This is a genomic window from Rhodovastum atsumiense, from assembly GCF_937425535.1.
Taxonomy (GTDB): Bacteria; Pseudomonadota; Alphaproteobacteria; order Acetobacterales; family Acetobacteraceae; genus Rhodovastum; species Rhodovastum atsumiense.
The window spans coordinates 4,161,494-4,179,412 of the sequence record NZ_OW485601.1 but is presented as its reverse complement, the minus strand read 5'-3'; the positions used below and the strand labels follow the sequence as shown (position 1 = coordinate 4,179,412).

General features: G+C 68.3%; 14 protein-coding genes. 7 read left to right on the top strand and 7 right to left on the bottom strand.

What is annotated here, in order from left to right:
- Window positions 1–46: 46 nt before the first annotated feature.
- A complete protein-coding gene (locus NBY65_RS18955; RefSeq protein ID WP_150040287.1) occupies window positions 47–1,414 on the top strand; it encodes a phosphatase PAP2 family protein in 1,368 nt (455 codons plus the stop codon).
- 148 nt (window positions 1,415–1,562) lie between these two features.
- Here NBY65_RS18955 and NBY65_RS18950 read toward each other — a convergent pair whose 3' ends face one another.
- Together NBY65_RS18950 and NBY65_RS18945 are read right to left on the bottom strand one after the other, a co-directional pair.
- Complete coding sequence (locus tag NBY65_RS18950) at window positions 1,563–2,735, bottom strand: putative sulfate/molybdate transporter (RefSeq protein WP_162530496.1); 1,173 nt, start codon at window positions 2,733–2,735, stop codon at window positions 1,563–1,565.
- Window positions 2,713–3,339 carry a cytochrome b gene (locus tag NBY65_RS18945; protein ID WP_150040289.1) on the bottom strand — a complete coding sequence of 209 codons (627 nt, stop codon included), beginning with the start codon at window positions 3,337–3,339 and terminating at the stop codon, window positions 2,713–2,715. Before NBY65_RS18945 ends, NBY65_RS18950 begins: the two co-directional genes overlap by 23 nt.
- Window positions 3,340–3,433: 94 nt before the next feature.
- Here NBY65_RS18945 and NBY65_RS18940 point away from each other — a divergent pair, with 94 nt between their 5' ends.
- The 5 genes from NBY65_RS18940 (at window position 3,434) to NBY65_RS18920 (ending at window position 11,400) form a co-directional block, all read left to right on the top strand.
- Window positions 3,434–4,633 (top strand): NapC/NirT family cytochrome c, encoded by a 1,200-nt coding sequence (locus tag NBY65_RS18940; RefSeq protein ID WP_162530497.1) that lies wholly within the window; start codon window positions 3,434–3,436, stop codon window positions 4,631–4,633.
- 30 nt (window positions 4,634–4,663) lie between these two features.
- The gene (gene torA, locus NBY65_RS18935; RefSeq protein ID WP_150040291.1) at window positions 4,664–7,132 is read left to right on the top strand and encodes a trimethylamine-N-oxide reductase TorA; all 2,469 of its coding nucleotides are present in this window, start codon (window positions 4,664–4,666) and stop codon (window positions 7,130–7,132) included.
- Between the two features lie 179 nt (window positions 7,133–7,311).
- The gene (locus NBY65_RS18930) at window positions 7,312–8,364 is read left to right on the top strand and encodes an ABC transporter substrate-binding protein (RefSeq protein WP_162530498.1); all 1,053 of its coding nucleotides are present in this window, start codon (window positions 7,312–7,314) and stop codon (window positions 8,362–8,364) included.
- Window positions 8,365–8,434: 70 nt separating this feature from the next.
- A complete protein-coding gene (locus NBY65_RS18925; protein WP_150040293.1) occupies window positions 8,435–10,021 on the top strand; it encodes a nitrogenase component 1 in 1,587 nt (528 codons plus the stop codon).
- A complete protein-coding gene (locus NBY65_RS18920; protein ID WP_150040294.1) occupies window positions 10,018–11,400 on the top strand; it encodes a nitrogenase component 1 in 1,383 nt (460 codons plus the stop codon). Before NBY65_RS18925 ends, NBY65_RS18920 begins: the two co-directional genes overlap by 4 nt.
- Window positions 11,401–11,494: 94 nt before the next feature.
- Here the strand turns inward: NBY65_RS18920 and NBY65_RS18915 are convergent, their stop codons facing one another.
- The 5 genes from NBY65_RS18915 to NBY65_RS18895 are packed head-to-tail and all read right to left on the bottom strand — an operon-like array spanning window position 11,495 to window position 17,242.
- On the bottom strand, window positions 11,495–12,064 hold the full coding sequence (locus tag NBY65_RS18915) for a DUF2726 domain-containing protein (protein WP_150040295.1): 570 nt from the start codon (window positions 12,062–12,064) through the stop codon (window positions 11,495–11,497).
- A 27-nt stretch (window positions 12,065–12,091) separates the two neighbouring features.
- Window positions 12,092–13,309: an FTR1 family iron permease gene (locus NBY65_RS18910; RefSeq protein WP_239002746.1), complete on the bottom strand. Its 1,218-nt coding sequence runs from the start codon at window positions 13,307–13,309 to the stop codon at window positions 12,092–12,094.
- Window positions 13,309–15,426: a transglutaminase TgpA family protein gene (locus NBY65_RS18905; protein ID WP_150040297.1), complete on the bottom strand. Its 2,118-nt coding sequence runs from the start codon at window positions 15,424–15,426 to the stop codon at window positions 13,309–13,311. Before NBY65_RS18905 ends, NBY65_RS18910 begins: the two co-directional genes overlap by 1 nt.
- Window positions 15,423–16,325 carry a DUF58 domain-containing protein gene (locus NBY65_RS18900; RefSeq protein WP_150040298.1) on the bottom strand — a complete coding sequence of 301 codons (903 nt, stop codon included), beginning with the start codon at window positions 16,323–16,325 and terminating at the stop codon, window positions 15,423–15,425. The genes NBY65_RS18905 and NBY65_RS18900 overlap by 4 nt, the downstream gene beginning before the upstream one ends.
- Window positions 16,322–17,242 carry an AAA family ATPase gene (locus NBY65_RS18895; protein ID WP_150040299.1) on the bottom strand — a complete coding sequence of 307 codons (921 nt, stop codon included), beginning with the start codon at window positions 17,240–17,242 and terminating at the stop codon, window positions 16,322–16,324. The genes NBY65_RS18900 and NBY65_RS18895 overlap by 4 nt, the downstream gene beginning before the upstream one ends.
- Window positions 17,243–17,553: 311 nt before the next feature.
- Between NBY65_RS18895 and NBY65_RS18890 the strand changes: the two genes are divergently transcribed.
- The gene (locus NBY65_RS18890) at window positions 17,554–17,709 is read left to right on the top strand and encodes a hypothetical protein (RefSeq protein ID WP_162530488.1); all 156 of its coding nucleotides are present in this window, start codon (window positions 17,554–17,556) and stop codon (window positions 17,707–17,709) included.
- Window positions 17,710–17,919: the final 210 nt, after the last annotated feature.

Genomic DNA, 17,919 nt, shown 5'->3' with positions numbered 1-17,919 from the left:
ATCGCGTCGGCATCGTCGTAGCGACAGCCGGAACTGGGGTGTCATCATGCGAATTCCGAACGGCATCGGCGCCATTGCCACCATCTGCGCAGTGTCGCTGACCGCGGCAGGCGCGCAGGCGCAGAGCGCGACCGCCCTGACGGCCCTGCGGGGCCTCGCGCCCGTCAGTGCCCTGGGCACCACCGAGCCCGGCAAGGCCGCCCTGGCCGCCAACCTGGCGGTGACCACGGCCATCCAGACCGGCACCGCCGACCAGCCAACGCTGCTGCCCTTCCCCGAGCAACAGCAACTGGCGCTGCGCGATGCCTTCATCACCCAGGGCAATGCCACGGAGCTCGCCGACGGGCTTGGCAGCCGGCTGGGCGCCATCTACCAGGCCGGTGCGGCCTACAGCAGCCCGGATGGTGGCAAGACCACCCATTTCACCAATATCTCCCCCGCCATCGCCGCCCTGATCACCTATGCGCAGGCGACCAGCCGGGTCGATTCCGACGCGGGCAAATATTTCTTCGCCAATGCCACCACCGATGGAAGCCAACCGGTTGCGCCCGCCGCCACGACCATCCTGGAAGAGGTCAGCGGCGTCACGGATATCTTCGGCCGGGCCTATGGCCTGCCGGCCGGCAGCCCCGGCGCCGGGCGATTCGGCAATTCGCGTCCCTTCCAGACCGCGCCGCATTTCCTGGCCTATACCGGCCAGGACTATTTCGGCACCCTCTCCGGCAATGTCGCCTATCTGCGCGGGCCGGCACAGAACCTGAGCAACAGCCCCTCCTATCCCAGCGGCCACACCACCTACGGCTACACCGAATCCCTGCTGCTCGCCCTGCTGGTGCCGCAGCGCTACCAGCAGATGGTCACGCGCGGCGCCGAATACGGCAACAACCGGATCATCATCGGCGCGCACTACGCCATGGACGTGCTGGGGGGCCGCACTTTGGCACTGCACGACGTCGCGCACCTGCTCGCCAATGCGGCCGGGTATGTCGGGGTGCCGCGCGGCAGCGTGCAGATCGATGACTTCCGCAAGGCCCTGGACACCGCCCGCGCGGACCTGGTGACGGCGCTGGAAGCCGGCTGCGGCGGCAGCATCGAAAGCTGCGCCCGGCAGGATGACAGCCGCTTCGCCCAGGCAGAGCGCAACCAGATCTTCTACGACTCGACGCAGACCTATGGCCTGCCGGTCGTGTTCGCCCGCACCGCTGCCGCCCCCGCGGATGTCGGCGAACTGGCGCCGGAGGCAGGCTACCTGCTCACCGCGGCCTTCCCGCACCTGACCCTGGCGCAGGCCAACGCCATCCTGACCGAAACCCAGGGACCGGGCGGCGGCTTTCTCGACAACGGCTCGGGCTTTGGCGTTTACTCGCGCCTTGACCTTGTCCGGGCTGCCCGGAAGGCAGCGGCAACGCCGTAAGCAAGGCCAGGGCTTCGCCCTTGGAACCCGGTTTTCTGTGCCGCGCAGCGCGAATGGGATCCAAGGGCCTTGTGGCCCTTGGTGGGTCAAGGGCAAAGCCCTCGCCTTTTCCTGACGCCTCTGCGCGGCACAGGATCACAGGGGCCGGTCACAGGCGAAGCCAGCCCAGCCTGATGCCCCACGCCAGGGGAAGCCCAATGGCAAAGGCGACCGCCGGGTTCACCGCCACGCCGATGGCCGCCATCAGCAGGACCAGGAACAACTCGCTGCCCTGGTAGCGGCCCGGCCTGGAGAACAACGCGAGATCAATGCCGGACAACAACAGCAACCCGCCGAGCACGCCGTCCGGCACCGTCCGCAACAAGTGATAGCCCCCCTCGCCCAGCACCAGGCCCAGGCCCAGGAAGCACAGGCCAATCAGCACCGGTGCCGTCGCGGTCCTTGCGCCGAACCGGACATGACCGGCCATGCCCCCCGCGCCGTGGCACATCAGGTAGCCGCCGAAAGGGGCCGCCAGCAGGTTGCCGAGGCCGGTGGTCAACGCCAGGTTGGTCTCGGTCGCCCGCCCCCCACGTTCGGCAAACAGATCCCGGGCCACGGCGGCGGTGACCAGGATGGCGTTGGTCAGCGTCAACGGGATCTGCGGCAGCACGGCGTTCTGCACGCCGTTCCAGAGCTGTGCCCAGTCCGGCCAGACCAGCCCCGGCAGGTGCAGCCCCGGGGCCAGGGCCGGCAGCGGCGGCGAGAGGCCCGTCGCCAGCCCGGCCATGCCGCCGGCGAGCACGGCCAGCAATGCCACCGGCACGCGGGGAAACCGCATCAGCCCCAGCATCGCGACGCAGGCCAGGATGCCGATCCAGGGCTGGCCTTCGATCAACCGGATGCCCAGCGCCGCCAGCGACAGGCCGAGGCCAAGCTGCAGCCCGGCGGCAACGGTGGACGGCAGGGCCCGGGCAACGGACCCGATCAGGCCGGAGATGCCGAGCAGGAAGAAGAACGCGCCGATCGCCAGGCCCGCCCCGGCCACCGAGCCCGGATCCATCGGCTGGATCAGCACCGCCGCGGAAGCCGCCTTCATCGGCTGCACCGCCATCGGAATGCCGTAGAAGCAGCCGGCAAAGATGTAGAACAGGCCGAAGGTCACGAAGAGCCCGGTGGGATCCATGCCCACGACCGTGATCGCGCCCACGATGTGCGGCAGGAAGGTGCCGATATCGCCAAGCGCGCCCGAAACCTCGTCCAGGCGCCAGCCGAACCGCGCCCCGGATGCTGCCGGTGCCGGCGCGCCGGGCAAATTCTCATTGCCCGCGAGTAAATTCATGGCCGCCGTGATCTCCCGCGCCCTGCGGTCCGGGATCATGCCGGGAACCGCGTGCCCGATAGGGGGGATGGCGGAAGGCCAGCGCCATGCGGGCGAGCAGGCCATCGCGCCAGATGAAATGATGCGCCAGGGCCGCCGTGACATGGATGCCGGTGAACACCAGCACCAGATCCGCCGCCAGCCCGTGCAACCCGACCAGCATGTGCCACCTGCCGCGGTCCACTGCCGGGTAGGCCCCCTCGGCGAGCAGGCCGGCGAGGCTGATCCCGGCATGCCACAGGGCGATGGCGCCAAAAGCCAGCGTCACGAACAGCAGCGCGTACAGGGCCAGGTGCATCGCCTCCGCCGGCAGGTCGGACCGCAGCGCGCGCCGGCGCAGCAGGGCGAGGCCGCGCCCGGTGATGCGCAGCAGCAGCAACAGGCCCAGCACCGCCCCCAGGGCGACATGCGCCAGACGCTCCCGGCCCTGCACGCCGGTGACCGGGTGGAGCCAGGGCTGCAGCCATAATCCGACGACGAGGATGGTGCAGGCCCAGTGCAGCAGGATCGTCAACCTGCCGTAGTGGCGCAGCACGGGATCCGGCGAAGCGACCTGCGGCGGCATTTTCAGCGATCAAACCAAGTGATTTATTGACTCGTACGTAATCATATCGCATTTTAGGCCGCATCGTCGTGACCCCGCAATCGGAATGGTGAAGGTGCCAAGGCACGAGGCCAGCACGGGACCTGTCCGCTGGCATGGCCGCCGGTCCGAGGCGGCAGCCTGGCCTCCGGCACTGCTCACCGTGGCGTTCGGACTGTTCCTCGGCCTGGCCGCATGGCGCGGCGCCGACGTCGCGGTCACGCGGCTGGAGCAGGAGGCGTTTTGCCTGTCCTGCCATGAGCCGAATGTCGCCAGCGGCGAACAGGCACGCCTTGCGCATCTCAGCAACCGGCCCGGCCTGCGCGTGCAATGTCCCGACTGCCACGTCGGTTCCACCTGGACCGACCGCCTGCGCTTCGTCGCCGCACATGCGCACGACATCGGCGGCTTCCTTGCCCATCTCGACGACACCGCCGAGCGACAGGACGCGCACCGCCTGGATGTCGCCAGCCGGGTATGGACGCAACTGGAAGCCGATGGCTCGGCGCCCTGCCGGCGCTGCCACGATCCGGCGGCGATGGACCGGCGGCGGTTCAGCGCCGAGGCCACGCGGGAAATGCGCAACCCGGCCGAACCGGGCCGTTCCTGCATCACCTGCCACAAAGGCGTGCTGCATCCGGTGCCCATCGTGACCGCGGGCTGGTTTGCCGGATCGCTCACGACCCTGGCGCGTGCCAGCCACCCGGCGGCCGGCAGCCGGGTCATGGCCGTGACGACACGCCGGCTGTTCCTGCAGCGCGAAGCGGCGGAGGCCGGACAGCGCCAGGGCAGCGTGGTCCCGGGCGCCAGCCTCGAGGTTCTGGAGGTCGCCGGTTCCTGGCTGCGGATTCGCCTCGCCGGCTGGCAGCAGGAAGGCGCGGCCCGGGCGATCTATGGCGCCATGGGCCAGCGCATGCTGGCGGCGGCACTGGCCCCGGCGGCGCTCGAGGCGGTGAGCCCCGGCCCGGACGTGACCGACCCGGCCACCGGGCAGGTCTGGCGCCCGGTGACGCTGACCGGCTGGATCGAATCCGATGGCCTGGTCACCTCGCCGGATGCGGTCTGGTCGGTGATGGGGCTGACCTATGCGGCGCTGTGCGCGTCCTGCCACGCCCTGCCACGGCCATCGGTGCATACCCCCAACCAATGGATCGGCACGATGAGCGCGAAGCGCAAGCTGCTGCCGCTCGATGACGATGGCAACCGGTTGTTGTTGCACTTCCTGCAGATGCAGTCCGGCACGCGCGCGCATGATGACCCGCCGCCACCCGGATGACCCCCCGCAACGTTCAAGGAGACACCGAGGATGCGGCAACCGGATGGTGCCGTTGCACACGGCCCTGGCCTGACACGACGTGACCTGTTGGCCGGCACGGCGGCAAGCGAAGCGATCGCGTGGCTGGGCGCGGGGCTCGCCCCCATGACGGCGACGGCAGCGCCGGCGGATGGCGAGGTGCTCACCGGCTCGCACTGGGGCGCCTTCTACGGCAAGGTCGAGAATGGCCGCTTCGTCTCGGCCCGCCCGTGGGAGGGCGACCCCGCGCCGTCCCATCAACTTCCCGGCGTCCAGGACGTGGTCTATTCGCCCAGCCGCATCCGTCACCCGGTGGTGCGGCGGGCGTGGCTGGAGAAAGGTCCGGGCGCCGCGCCGGACTCGCGCGGCACCAACGATTTCGTGCGGATCACCTGGGACCGGGCGCTCGACCTGGTGGCGGGAGAGCTGCGCCGCGTCCAGGAGGAACACGGGCCCTGGGCCGTCTATGGCGGCTCGCTCGGCTGGAAGAGCAGCGGCAAGGCCCATGATTGCGTCGCCTGGCTGCAACGGCTGCTGAACCTCAGCGGCGGCTTCGTCGGTCGCAGCGGATCCTATTCCACCGGCGCCCTGACGGTGATCATGCCGCACGTCGTCGGCTCGCAGGACTACACCGAGCAGCAGACCCCCTACCCGGTGATCCTGCAGCACAGCGACCTGGTGGTCTTCTGGGGCTGCGACCTGCTGAACAACGACCAGATCACGGGCGGCGTCGCCAACCACTCGACCGCCGACTTCATCGCGGCGCTGAAGCAATCCGGCAAGCAGGTGATTTTCCTCGACCCGGTGCGCAACGAGACGAACCGGGCGCTCGGCGGCGAATGGATCGCGGTGCGGCCGCAGACCGACGTGGCGCTGATCCTTGGCATCGCCCATACGCTGCAGGCCGAGGGATTGCATGATCGCCGTTTCCTGCACGACTACACGGTCGGGTCGGAGACGTTCCTGTCGTACCTGACCGGCCGATCCGACGGGGTTGCGAAGACCGCCGCCTGGGCCGCGGCGATCAGCGGCGTGCCCGAACCCGTCATCAAGGATCTGGCCCGCCGCTTCGCGCGCCAGCGGACCTTCCTGATCGGCGGCTGGGCGATCCAGCGGCAGCACCATGGGGAACAGTCGCTGTGGGCCCTGGTGACGCTGGCTGCCATGCTGGGACAGATCGGGCTTCCCGGCGGCGGTTTCAGCCTCGGCTACCATCTGGGCGGCAACGGCGCACCGATGGCAAACGGCGTCACCCTGGGCGGCATCCCGGTCGGAGAGCGCCCGGCCGGCGGCAAGCCGTGGCCGGCCTCGCGCGGCGTCACCACCATTCCCTGCGCCCGCATCGTCGACATGCTGCTGCACCCGAACGAGGAATTCGAGTTCAACGGCCGGCGCGGCATCTACCCCGACATCCGCCTGGCCTACTGGGCGGGCGGCAATCCGTTCGGCCACCACCAGGATCGCAACCGCCAGGTCCGGGCCTGGCGCAAGCTGGAGACCTTCATCGTCCAGGACTTCCAGTGGACCGCCAGCGCCCGCATGGCCGATATCGTGCTGCCGGCCACCACCACGGCGGAGCGCAATGACATCGATGTGCTCGGCGGCAGTCCGGGCACTGCCATCATCGCCCTCAAACAGGTGATCGCGCCGGTCGCGGAAGCGCGCAACGACGTCGACATCCTGCGTGGCGTGGCGGCGCGCCTGGGCCTGGAAGCCGTCTTCACCAACGGCAAGACCGAAATCGAGTGGATCCGCACGCTCTATGGCACCGCCCAGGCGCGGGGCAAGGCGGCGGGCGTGACATTGCCTGATTTCGACACCTTCTGGCGCGACGGCATCGCCACCTTCGGCGTGCCGGAAACATCGCGGCGCTTCGTCCGCTACGCCGCCTTCCGCGAGGATCCGGTGCTGAATCCGCTGGGCACGCCGTCGGGCCTGATCGAAATCACCTCGGCGACGATCGCGAAGATGAACTACGCGGATTGCCCGCCGCATCCCACCTGGCTGGAACCCTACGAACGGGCGGGCGCACCCGGCACGAAATACCCGCTGCACGTCAACACCAAGCATTCCCCCTGGCGGCTGCATTCGCAACTCAACGGCACCTTGCTGCGCCGGTCCTATACCGTCCAGGGCCGGGAGCCGATCCTGATTCACCCAGAGGACGCCGCGCCCCGTGGCATCGCCGAGGGCGATGTCGTGCGCGTGTTCAACGATCGCGGCCAGATCCTGGCCGGCGCGCGCCTGACCGGGGATGTCAGCCGCGGTGTCGTGGTGATCGCCGAAGGCGGCTGGTACGATCCGCTCACGCCGGGTGAACCAGGCACGCTGTGCCGATACGGTGATGTCAACGTGCTGGCGGCGGATATCGCCACCTCGCGACTGGCACAGGCCACCACCGGCCAGTCCATCGTCGCCGAGGTAGAGAAATTCACCGGGAAATTGCCCGACCTGAAAGTGTTCACCGCGCCGGAGACATAGCGCACCACCCGGCGGCGACCTGCCGCCGGGACACGCACCCCACAATGGCCAAAATATGATTTTCAATCGTGGATTTTATTGAATTACGTAAATTCTTGTGCAAAATGCCGGTCACGGACAGCCCCATCCGCATGCGCAGCTTCGGGCCTGTCATCGTGCATGAGGGAAGGTCGATCGCCATGAAGCGCCTCGCATGCCGTCCCCCGCGTACCGCCCTCCCCTCGCCGGCTGCGCCCCCCGGGCGCCGGGCCGCACTGCTGGGGGCCGGTGCCTTCGCCACCGCTGCCTTGCTGGCGGGCCGCGTTGCCGCAGCCCCGTCCCCCGCGATCGGCACGCCCCGCAAGCTGACGCTGTCCTGGTCACCGAGTTCGCTCTGCCACATTGCTGTTCCGGTCGCGGTGAAGGAAGGGTTCTTCATCCGGCACGGCCTTGATGTCGATCTGATCAGCTGGGGCTCGACCACCGATGCGCTGCTGGCATCGCTGTCCACCGGCAAGGCCGATATCGCGGTGGGCATGGTGCTGCGATGGATCAAGCCACTGGAGCAGGGCTTCGACGTCCGGCTGACCGGGGGCACGCATGCCGGCTGCATGCGGATCATGGCGGCACCGTCCGCGCACATCGCCAACCTGGGACATCTGCGGGGCAAGCGCATCGGCATCGGCGACGTCGCCGGCGTGGACAAGAACTTCTTTGCCATTGCCTTGAAGAAGGCCGGGGTGAATCCGGTGACCGACGTGGACTGGCGCACCTTCCCGCCGGACATGCTTGGCGTGGCCATCAGCAAGGGCGAGGTCGATGCGATCAGCACCGGTGACCCGCTGGCCTACAACCTGCGTCGCAGCGCCGGCCTGATCGAGATCGCCTCCAACATGGACGCCGAATACGCCAACCGCGCCTGCTGCGTCATCGCCGCCGGCGGCGCCCTGCTGCGCAACGACCGGCCGGCCGCGGCGGCAGCCACGCTGGCGCTGGTCGAGGCGGCCGACTGGGCCCACCACCATCCGGCCGAGGCCGCCGCCATCTTCGCGCCGTACGCGCCGACGCGGAATCTGGAGGAACTGACCGATACCCTGCGCAGCTACGGCAATCACCGCCATCCGACCGGGCGCGATTTCCGCGGCGACATCATCGCCTACGTCAACGAGCTGAAGGACATCGAGGTGATCAAGCCCAGCGTGAACGCCGAGAGATTCGCCGACCGGATCTGCGTGGACGTGCTCGCGTCCTGAGCTGCCGTGCGGCGCGTCACATCGCTGAACAAACGGCTGCGATCCGACGCGGCAGCCACGGAGGACCAACATGGCGATCAACCTCAAGCCCCCTTCGGTCGCGGCGCGGGAACACCGGCTCGGCACGATCATCGGCTGGGACGGCCGGGCGAGCGATCTTGCCGGCCAGTCACTTGCAGGCCAGTCACTTGCCGGCCAGTCACAACCGGCCCGCGCCGATTGCGCCGCCGGCTGCACCGGCCGCCGGGGCAAGGAAGGGGCCGGGCCAGGACAGCGGCTTTGTGAGCTGGCCGGCCCCTTCACCCAGGCGGCCGGCTGCGGCGAACAGGTGGTCGAGTACCAGGCAACCCATGTGCGCGACGCCGTGCTGATCCACCACGCGCCGATCGGCTGCAGCGCCGGCCACGCCGGCAGCAACGCCTCGTACCGGACCTGCCTGGTCAGGCGCGGCCATCCGCCGACGGATGCGATCAGCCTGTCGACCAACCTGGTCGAACAGGACATGGTCTATGGCGGCGTGGACAAGCTGCGCACCGCCATCCACATGGCCTGGGAACGGCACCGCCCGAACGCGATCTTCGTCGCCACCTCCTGCGCCACCGGCATCATCGGCGACGATGTCGAGAGCGTGACACGCGAATGCGAGGACGCGCTGGGCATCCCCGTCGTCGGGGTGTTCTGCGAAGGCTTCAAGTCCAAGCACTGGAGCTCCGGCTTCGACGCGATCCAGCATGCCATCCTGCGTCAACTGGTACGCCGGAACCCGCCACGCCGGCAGGACGACCTGATCAACGTCTTCGTGCTGTCGGGGGCCGATGTCTACACGCCCATGCTGAAGGCCCTGGACCTGCGCGTGAACCTGGTGGTCAACGTCGCCACCGTGGAGGACCTCGCCCGGCTGTCCGAGGCGGCGGCATCCACCAGCTTCTGCTATTCGCTCGCCAGCTATCTCGGCGCCGCGCTGGAACAGGAATTCGGCGTGCCGGAGATCAAGGCCCCTCCGCCCTACGGCTTCGCCGGCACCGATGCCTGGCTGCGTGCCATCGCCCGGGTGACGCATCGCGAGGAACAGGCCGAACGCTTCATCGCCCGGGAACATGCCCGGGTGCGGCCGCAGGTGGACGCCCTGCGGCGGCGCCTCGCCGGGCTCAAGGGATACGTGGCCATGGGAGAAGGCTTCGCGCACGGCGTCATCGCCGTCCTGCGCGAGCTTGGCGTGGAGGTGGACGGCTCGCTGGTCTACCATCACGACCCGGTCTATGATGCCCCGGACAAGCAGGGCGCGGCCTTCGGGCACCTGCTCGACACCTATGGCGACATCACCCATTTCAGCGTCGCCAACGGCCAGCCCTTCCAGTTGTTCAACCTGCTGCGGCGCGTCTCGCCGGATTTCGTGATCATCCGCCATGGCGGCCTGGCCCCGCTGGCGGCGCGCCTCGGCGTTCCCACCATGCCGCTGGAAGGCGATTCCAGCCTGCCGATCGGCTACCAGGGCATCGTCAATCTCGGCGAGGAGATCCTCTCGGTGCTGGCACAGCGGCGTTTCCACGAGGATCTCGCCGCCCATACGACCCTGCCCTACAAAAGCGCCTGGCTGGCCGAACCGGACCCGTTCGCCCTGGCGCGGCCGGGGGTGGCCGAAGCGGCCCTGCCATGACCCTCCGTCCCCTCCGGCCGCAGGCCACGACCGGGCAGGACGTCATGGAGCATTCCGTTCCGATCGAGCAGGCACGCTATGCCTGCGCGATCGGCGCCATGCAGACCGCGGCGGCGATCCGGCGGGTGATCCCGATCACCCATTGCGGCCCCGGTTGTGCGAACAAGCAGTACCGGGGCCTTGCCTGGACCAATGGCTACCAGGGGGGCGGCTGGGGCGGCGGCGGGGTTGCCCCCAGCACCAACGCGAGTCAGCGCGAGGTGATCTTCGGCGGCGGCGACCGGCTGCAGGAGCTGATCGAAGCAACGCTGGGCGTGCTGGAGGCAGACCTGTTCGTCGTCGTCACCGGCTGCATCCCCGATCTGGTGGGTGACGACGTCGGCTCGGTCGTGCGGGCCTTTCAGAAGCGCAACGTGCCGATCGTCTATGCCGAGACCGGCGGCTTCCGCGGCAACAACTTCATTGGCCACGAGGTGGTGACCCGCGCCATCATCGACCAGTTTGTCGGCGCAACCGGCGTCACGCAGGAACCGGATCTCGTCAATGTCTGGTCGCTGCTGCCGTATCAGAATACGTTCTGGCGCGGCGATCTGACCGAGATCAAGCGCCTGCTTGAAGGTATCGGGCTGCGGGCCAATGTCCTGTTCGGGCCGCCCTCGCGCGGGATCGCCGAATGGCGGTCGATCCCGCGGGCCCGGTTCAACCTGGTGCTTTCGCCCTGGCTGGGCCTTGCCACCGCGCGCCATCTCGAAGCGAAATTCGGCCAGCCCTTCCTGCACATCCCGACGATTCCGATCGGTGCGCGGCAAAGCGGCGCGTTCCTGCGCGAGGTCGGTGCCTTTGCAGGCGTGCCGAGGGAAGATATCGAAGCCTTCATCGCCGCCGAGGAGGAAATCTATTACGAGTACTTGCAGGGATTCGCCGATTTCTATGCGCAGAGCCGCTCGGCCCTGCCATCGAAGGCCGCCGTGGTCGGCGATTCCGCCTATGTGCTGGCACTGACGACCTTCCTGGTCCGCCAGCTTGGGCTGATCCCGGCGCGCCAGATCATCACGGACGCGCCCCCGCAGGAACACCGCGACGCCATTCTCGCGGCATTCCGCGACATCGATCCCGACATCGCCGTGGAAGTCGACTTCGCCGAGGATGGCTATCTCGTGCACCGGCTTCTGCGCGACACCAGCTTTGGCCACAAGCCGCCTCTGCTGTTCGCCACCAGTTGGGAACGGACGATTGCCAGGGAGCTGCGCGGTGCCCTGGTCGAGGTGGGGCTTCCGGCGACCGGCGAAGTGGTGCTGTCGCGGAGCAATGTCGGGTATCGCGGTGCCCTGGCACTGATTGAGCGAACCTACAGCACGATCATGACGGCGGCATCCTGACAGCGTGTTCGGGCGGATCCCTGGAAGGCACGACCGCCCGCAACGCCACCCGGGCCCTCAGCGACGGTACGTTCGCCATCGCCTGCCCCCCGCATCAGTCAACCCGGGAAGCAATGACCGGTGGATTGCAAAACGGGAGCAATCTACGAATATTATTGGCATTATAATTAGATCTCGCCTGAAATCTGATGAGGGGGAATTTCGCCATTTGAAACAGGTCATCAACGAATTTATCCCTTTGACGACGTTTGTATAATTTATGTGTCGAATCATCCAGCTCCACTGCACAAACAAGCGATAGATCCTCTGATTTACACACGATGAAATCGATACTTTTTGATGCAACTTTATTCAAATCCTTATATTCTTTAACAGGATTAAGAATATCCGCTAATCTGACCTGCGCAAAAATCGTGAACTCTGGACCGCACGCTTTATTGAATTCCTTCAAGAAAGCACGTTCATTGTCAGTAAGAAAATTCTCTCTGACTGAATATGGATTTCTTTTATTTTGTGGCAAAGATACTTTCAGGGAACCTAAAATTATAGCCAAAATAAAACATATTACAATAATTACAATTGATAGAATAATATTTCCAAGTATTACATTTGATAATAAATCGCGCATGTGAGCACCTCCCCATGACATGAACTGATCATTCATTTCACCTGCCCCTGAAATGGCGCCGCGTCAGACATCCGCTTTCCCCGGTGCAAGGCGGTGCCGTTCGAGGATCCACAGGACGCCGAGCCCGCCTGCCAGTGCGACGTAACCAAGCAATGCCTCCAGACTCAGGTTGATCCCGGCCATGGGCATCGTCGGCATGCCGCCAAGCTGCGATGACGGCAACCCGCCGCTGACCTGCAGCGAGGTCACGCCCTGGGCGACAAACGAGAACGCCAGCACAAGCAGCAACAGCGCCATGCCGGCGAACAGCCGTCCAACCGGCAGCTTCAGCGACAGCCGCGTCATCGCCACATAAAGCAGGCCGATGCCGATACATCCGGCCATCGCCCCGGCCGCGACGGCGGACCAGTCTTCGGTGCCGCGGCTCAGCGCCGCCACGAACAGCACCGTCTCCGCGCCTTCGCGGAACACGGCCAGGAAGGCGGCGGCGCTGATTCCCAACAGGCTTCCCGTCGAGGCCGCGGCATCCACCTGGGCGGTCAGATAGCCTTGCCACCGCGCGGCATCGCGCCGTGCGAACAGCCAGCAGCTCACATAGGCCAGTACCGCCGCGGCGCTGAGAACCGTCAGCCCCTCCAGGGTCTCGCGTGGGATCCCCAGGACGTTGCGCCCCATCCCGAGCAACGCCGCCACCCCCAGGCTCGCCAGCAGCGCCAGCATCACGCCGCCCCACACCGCGGGCACCTTATCCGCATTGCCGCCACGACGCAGGACCGTGACCAGCGCCGTGATCACCAGCAATGCCTCGATCCCCTCGCGCAGCAGGATCAACCCGGTCTGCCCGGCGATGGCGAGCGGACTGGCCGTGGCATTCCGCGCCGCCACCCGCTGTCCCGCCGCCAGCAATTGCGGCCGCAACGCCAGCCAGGCCTGCCGCACATCCTCGGGCCTGGCCTCGCGGGCCGCCAGGCTGATCAACCGGCCGAAGCCTGCCTCGATCTCCAGCAGGGCCCGCCGGTCAAGGGCGCCAAACTGGTATTCCAGCCCCTTTCGTTCGAAGCCATCGAGATACAGATCGGAAAATCCCTGGCTGGCGGCAAGGCCATCCGATGGGACGTAGCGTGACGTCAGTGCGTCGCCCCGGGCGGCCAATTGCTCGCCCAGAGCCTGGAAATCGAGACGCTGCGCCTGTGCCGGCAGGGCAGCCAGCAGCCCCAGCAGCAGCAGCAGCGCCGGCCAGCGCGGGCACGAAAGCGGACGAGGCAGCAGGGACGCAAGCATCACGGGGGGCTGTCCTGACGATGGCCGATGCCGGCCGAGAGGTGACGGAAGCGCGCGATCTGCCGCCGCAGCGCGGCGATCGCCTGCCGGCGTGCCGGCACCGGCAGCTCGGGGCCGTAACGGCCGGCGAGGTAGCGCGCGCTGATGTCCTGTGCCCAACTGGCGATCCCGGGACAGGCTTCCGCCACCCGGCGCGCATGCGCGGCCGGGCATTCGGCGGCACCGCGCGGATAGCCCAGGCGGGCACAGGCGGCAAGGAAGGGGGCGTACGCCTCCACCAGCGGATCGCGCCGCCGCGGCTTCCAGCCCAGCACCAGCGCCGGCAGGCTGGCCAGGGCCGCCCCCGTCGCCGCCACCACCACCAGCAGCGTGGCATCCACGCGCGTGAAGCCGGTGCGCTCGAACAGATTGACCTGGCGCGCCGGATCGTAATGCACCACCCAGTTGCCCAGCGATTCCAGCCAGCGCAGCACCGCCGGCAGCCAGGCCAGCAGTGCCGGCCAGGACTCCGCCGGATCCGCCGCCGGTGTCGCCGGATGCTCCGCCCGGGAGGGCGGCTGCATCTGCGCGGCCTGGTCCTGCCGGGGCATGGCCGGCGCCGCCGAGCCGCCGGCACGCGGCGCCGACGGCACCGGCAGGCCGATCATGTCGATGGCGTCGGCGCGCACCCAGCCGGCGTCCTCCAGCCAGACCTCGGTCCAGGCATGGGCATGGGAACGCCGGACCATGAGGATACTGGTCAGGGCCAGCGGGGTGCCGCCACGATAGCCGGTGACCAGCCGGGCCGGCACCCCGGCCGCGCGCATCAGCACGGTGAACGCCTCGGCCAGGGGCTGCCCCCCCCCGCGCCTGGTCTCGAACATCAGCGTATCCAGCGCATGGAATCCCTGCACGCGCGGGGCCTGCTCGTCGCGCTGGAAGCCTTGTTCGGCCAGCCAGCGGCGGGCCAGATGCAGGATCGCGCGGTCGCCCCCGGCGCTCGTCCGCAGGGCCTGGCCCAGCGCCACCAGTCGCGGATTTGCCCCTTCCGGCAGATGCAGCGCCCGTTGGCGCGCCGGCGCCTCCAGCGGTGTCTGCATGGCATAGTCGAGGGCGGCATGCAGCGCGTAGCGTTCCTCGCGCTCCACCCGTCGCATGCTGACAAGTTGCAGATCCGGCGTCAGCACCGATTCGGAAACGATGGTCAGGGGCAGATCCAGCGCATAGAGCCAGTGGCCGCCATGCGGCACCAGCCGAAGCGAATAGCTGACCCGGTTTTCAGAGTGCCGCAGCATCCGCGCGATCGCCGCGGCACTGCGGATGCCGGACGTCACCAGGTGCGAGCGCTGGTTCCATCCGGGGGAAAGACTCCAGCGGAGGCCGTCGAAATCGGTGAACACCGGCCCCCGCCAATAGAGGCTGCCGCGCGGCGGAATCAGATCGTCGAAGCGGGCCACCAGCACCATCTCGTTGCCGCCGGAAGGGCCGGTCGGGGCCGGTCCCGTGGCCTGTTCCAGCGTCTCCTGGAACCCCAGGCCGGGCTCTTCTGCGGCGGGGGCGAGCCCGATCGGCATGCCCATCGCGAGGCCCAGATTCCACAACGGGCCGGGAATGCGCGGGAAGGCCAGGAACAGGATGGCCGCCACCGGCAGCGCCGGCAGGGCCAGGCGCAGCATCTGTCCCGGCCGCCCGCCTTGCAGCGCCAGCAACGCCAGCATGACCGTCCCCGCCCCGGCCAGCGCCAGCAGCATGCCGCGGCCGTCGTTCCAGGACGCCAGGCCGCTGGCGCACAGCACCACGCTCGCCGCCATCACCAGCAGGGCATCGCGGGAAGACCGCGTCTCCGTCCATTTCAGGACGATGGCCAGCGTCAGGAAGGACTGCACCGCCTCGCCCGAGACCAGGGAGGGAAAGCCCGCGGCGATGCCGCCGGCACCGGCCAGCAGCAATCCCAGCCGCGCCGCCGTGGCGACGGGGCGCCCGGTCGGCAGCCAGCGGCAGCCCGCCCCCGCCAGCGTCATCGCCGCAACCCACCACGGCAGCGTCAGCAGCCCCGGCAGGGCACAGATCGCCAGCGCCGCCGCCAGCCACAGCGCCTCGCGCCCCCGCACCGGGATGGCCGTCGTCGGCAGGGTCATGCGGGCAACTCCGGCGGCACCGCCTCAAGCTGGTGCAGCGCCAGCGCGCGCAGACAGGTCTGCTGGTGCAGCGGGCCGCTGCCGGGGGGCACCTCCGTCCCCGGCAGCCGCAGGCCGTAACTCTCGCCGCGCAGGGCGCAATCCAGGACCTGGCGGGTGAGCCATGACAGACGCGTCTCGGTGTCACCGGCCAGGGCGTCCCATTCCAGCAGCAGCGCCTGGCCCGTCATGCCGTCGAACTGCCGGGTGAGCAGGGTCTCGCTGCGCGCCAGCGCCTTCCAGGCGATCTGGCCGGGACGATCGCCCGGCACGTACGGGCGCAGCGTGGACAACGTGTCGGGATCGCCGCTGCGCCGTGCCGTCTGGGCCCTTGGCGGCCGGGCCTGCCCCGGCGGGGCGGGACGCGGATAGACCAGCACCGCCGGCAGCAGGCCCGCCCGCAGGCGGGCCCGCATCAATCCCAGCGGCCACAGCGTGACCAGGAACACCGGTGCCGGCGGCAGCCAGCCACGTTGGCCGGCGACACAGCTCAGGCGTGTCTCGCCGGCCTGCAGCAGGGCAGCGCTGCGCCCATGCCAGGGGGTGTCGATCTCGGCGATGATGCGCATGGCCGGAAGCGCCCGGTCATCGGCCGGGCGCAGGCGCAACCGGTATTCCACCACGCCGCCGGCGAAGGTGGGCGCGGCTGGAACGGCTTCCACGCGCAGCCCCGCCAGGGCGGTGCGGCTTTGCCAGGTCGCCGTGGCCAGCACCCCGGCCAGCAGGAAGGCCAGCGCGAAGACCGCGTTGCTGCCGGCATTGATGGCCACCAGCACGCAGACGGGCAGCAGCAACGCGAAGGCGATGCCGCCGGCGGTGGGACGCAGGCGCACACGCGCTGAAGCAGGGGGGCGGCTCATCCGACGGCCACGCTCTCCAGCAGATGCTGGACCGATGAATCGGGCATGCCCAGGCGGTGCGCCACCACCGGCCCCAGCACCGCCTGCACATGGCCGGGAAGCACCTTGTCCTCGCCTTGCAGCAGGGCCCAGGCACGGGCCGCCCGCAGCAGCGCCAGCCCCGCCCGCGTCGACAGCCCGTGCCGCAGCCCGGCGGCGGATCGCGTCGCATCCAGCAGGGACCAGACATAGGCGAGCAATGCCGGGCTGGCATGGATCGTCGCGGCCTGTGCCTGCAGGATTCGCAAACCGGCGACATCGATCGCGGCGCCGATCCTGCGGGCGGCCGGCCGGCGATCGCCGATGCCCAGCAGCGCCAGCTCGGTCTCGCGGTCCGGGTATCCCATGTGGATGCGCATCAGGAAGCGATCCAACTGGGCCTCCGGCAGCGGGAAGGTGCCCGTGGCTTCCTCGGGATTCTGGGTGGCGATGACGAAGAAGGTCTCCGGCAGCGGATGCGTGTGCCCGTCGATCGAGACCTGGCGTTCTTCCATCGCCTCCAGCAGCGCGCTCTGGGATTTCGGCGGCGCCCGGTTGATCTCGTCGGCCAGCAGGACGGAGGTGAAGATCGGACCGGGACGAAAGCTGAAGCGCCCGCTGGCACGATCGTAGATCGAGGTGCCGAGCAGGTCGCCCGGCAACAGGTCGCTGGTGAACTGCACCCGGCAGAATTCCAGGCCGAAGGCGACAGCAAGGGCATGGGCCAGCACGGTCTTGCCGGTGCCCGGGCGATCCTCGATCAGCAGGTGTCCGCCGGCGATCATGCAGGCGGCTGCCAACTCCACTTGCCGCCGTTTGCCGAGCACCACCGTTTCAAGACGGTCGAGCACGGCGGCGATGGTGGTTGGGAGGGGGCCGGAGAGAGGGGCGGACAGCATGCGGGCCTGCGCTTATTGCGAATGATTCTCATTATAAGTTCATGTCGGACCCGGTTTGGCAATGGGAACGGATTGGCCGGCAGCGATGAATCAATTCGTTACATAATGACAGGGAGTGAATTGTTCATGCCGTGATTCGCCATTGACGCGAAATCGAGCATGTGTGACATCTATCTTCATGTTGAGAATGATTCTCAATCGCGAATCCTGGGCGGCCCGGGATTTCATGCCCCGGCCGCAGGCGGGGCGCCGACAGGCGGGAGACCAGGACGGTGTGCGCAGACCCGTTTCTGCGGAGTGGACATGGCGAAGTGCTGCAGCGCGTCACGGAACTCTACAAAGAGCTGATCGAGCATGATGGCTACGGCGAGATCACCCTGCTCGTTCGCATCCTCAAGCGAGGGCAGAAGGAAGTGATCGTCCGTTGCGGAAAGGAGTTCCGCTACGTCGTGAGCTGCGCCCCCTGACCGCGGCCCGGGGCGGGCGCCACGGTGGCGCCGTCCCGGTCGCCGGATGCAGGACCACGCCGCGTGGCGGGGGCCTGCAGGAAGCCGCAAGGCTTCCGTTTGGACTGGCCTGGCCTGGACGAGTTCCCGTGGGGGGAATCATCCAGTTTGTTTCGAAATTGGCACGTCTTGTACGGGACCGGCCGGACGCCGGCTGCCGTGGCGGGTGCC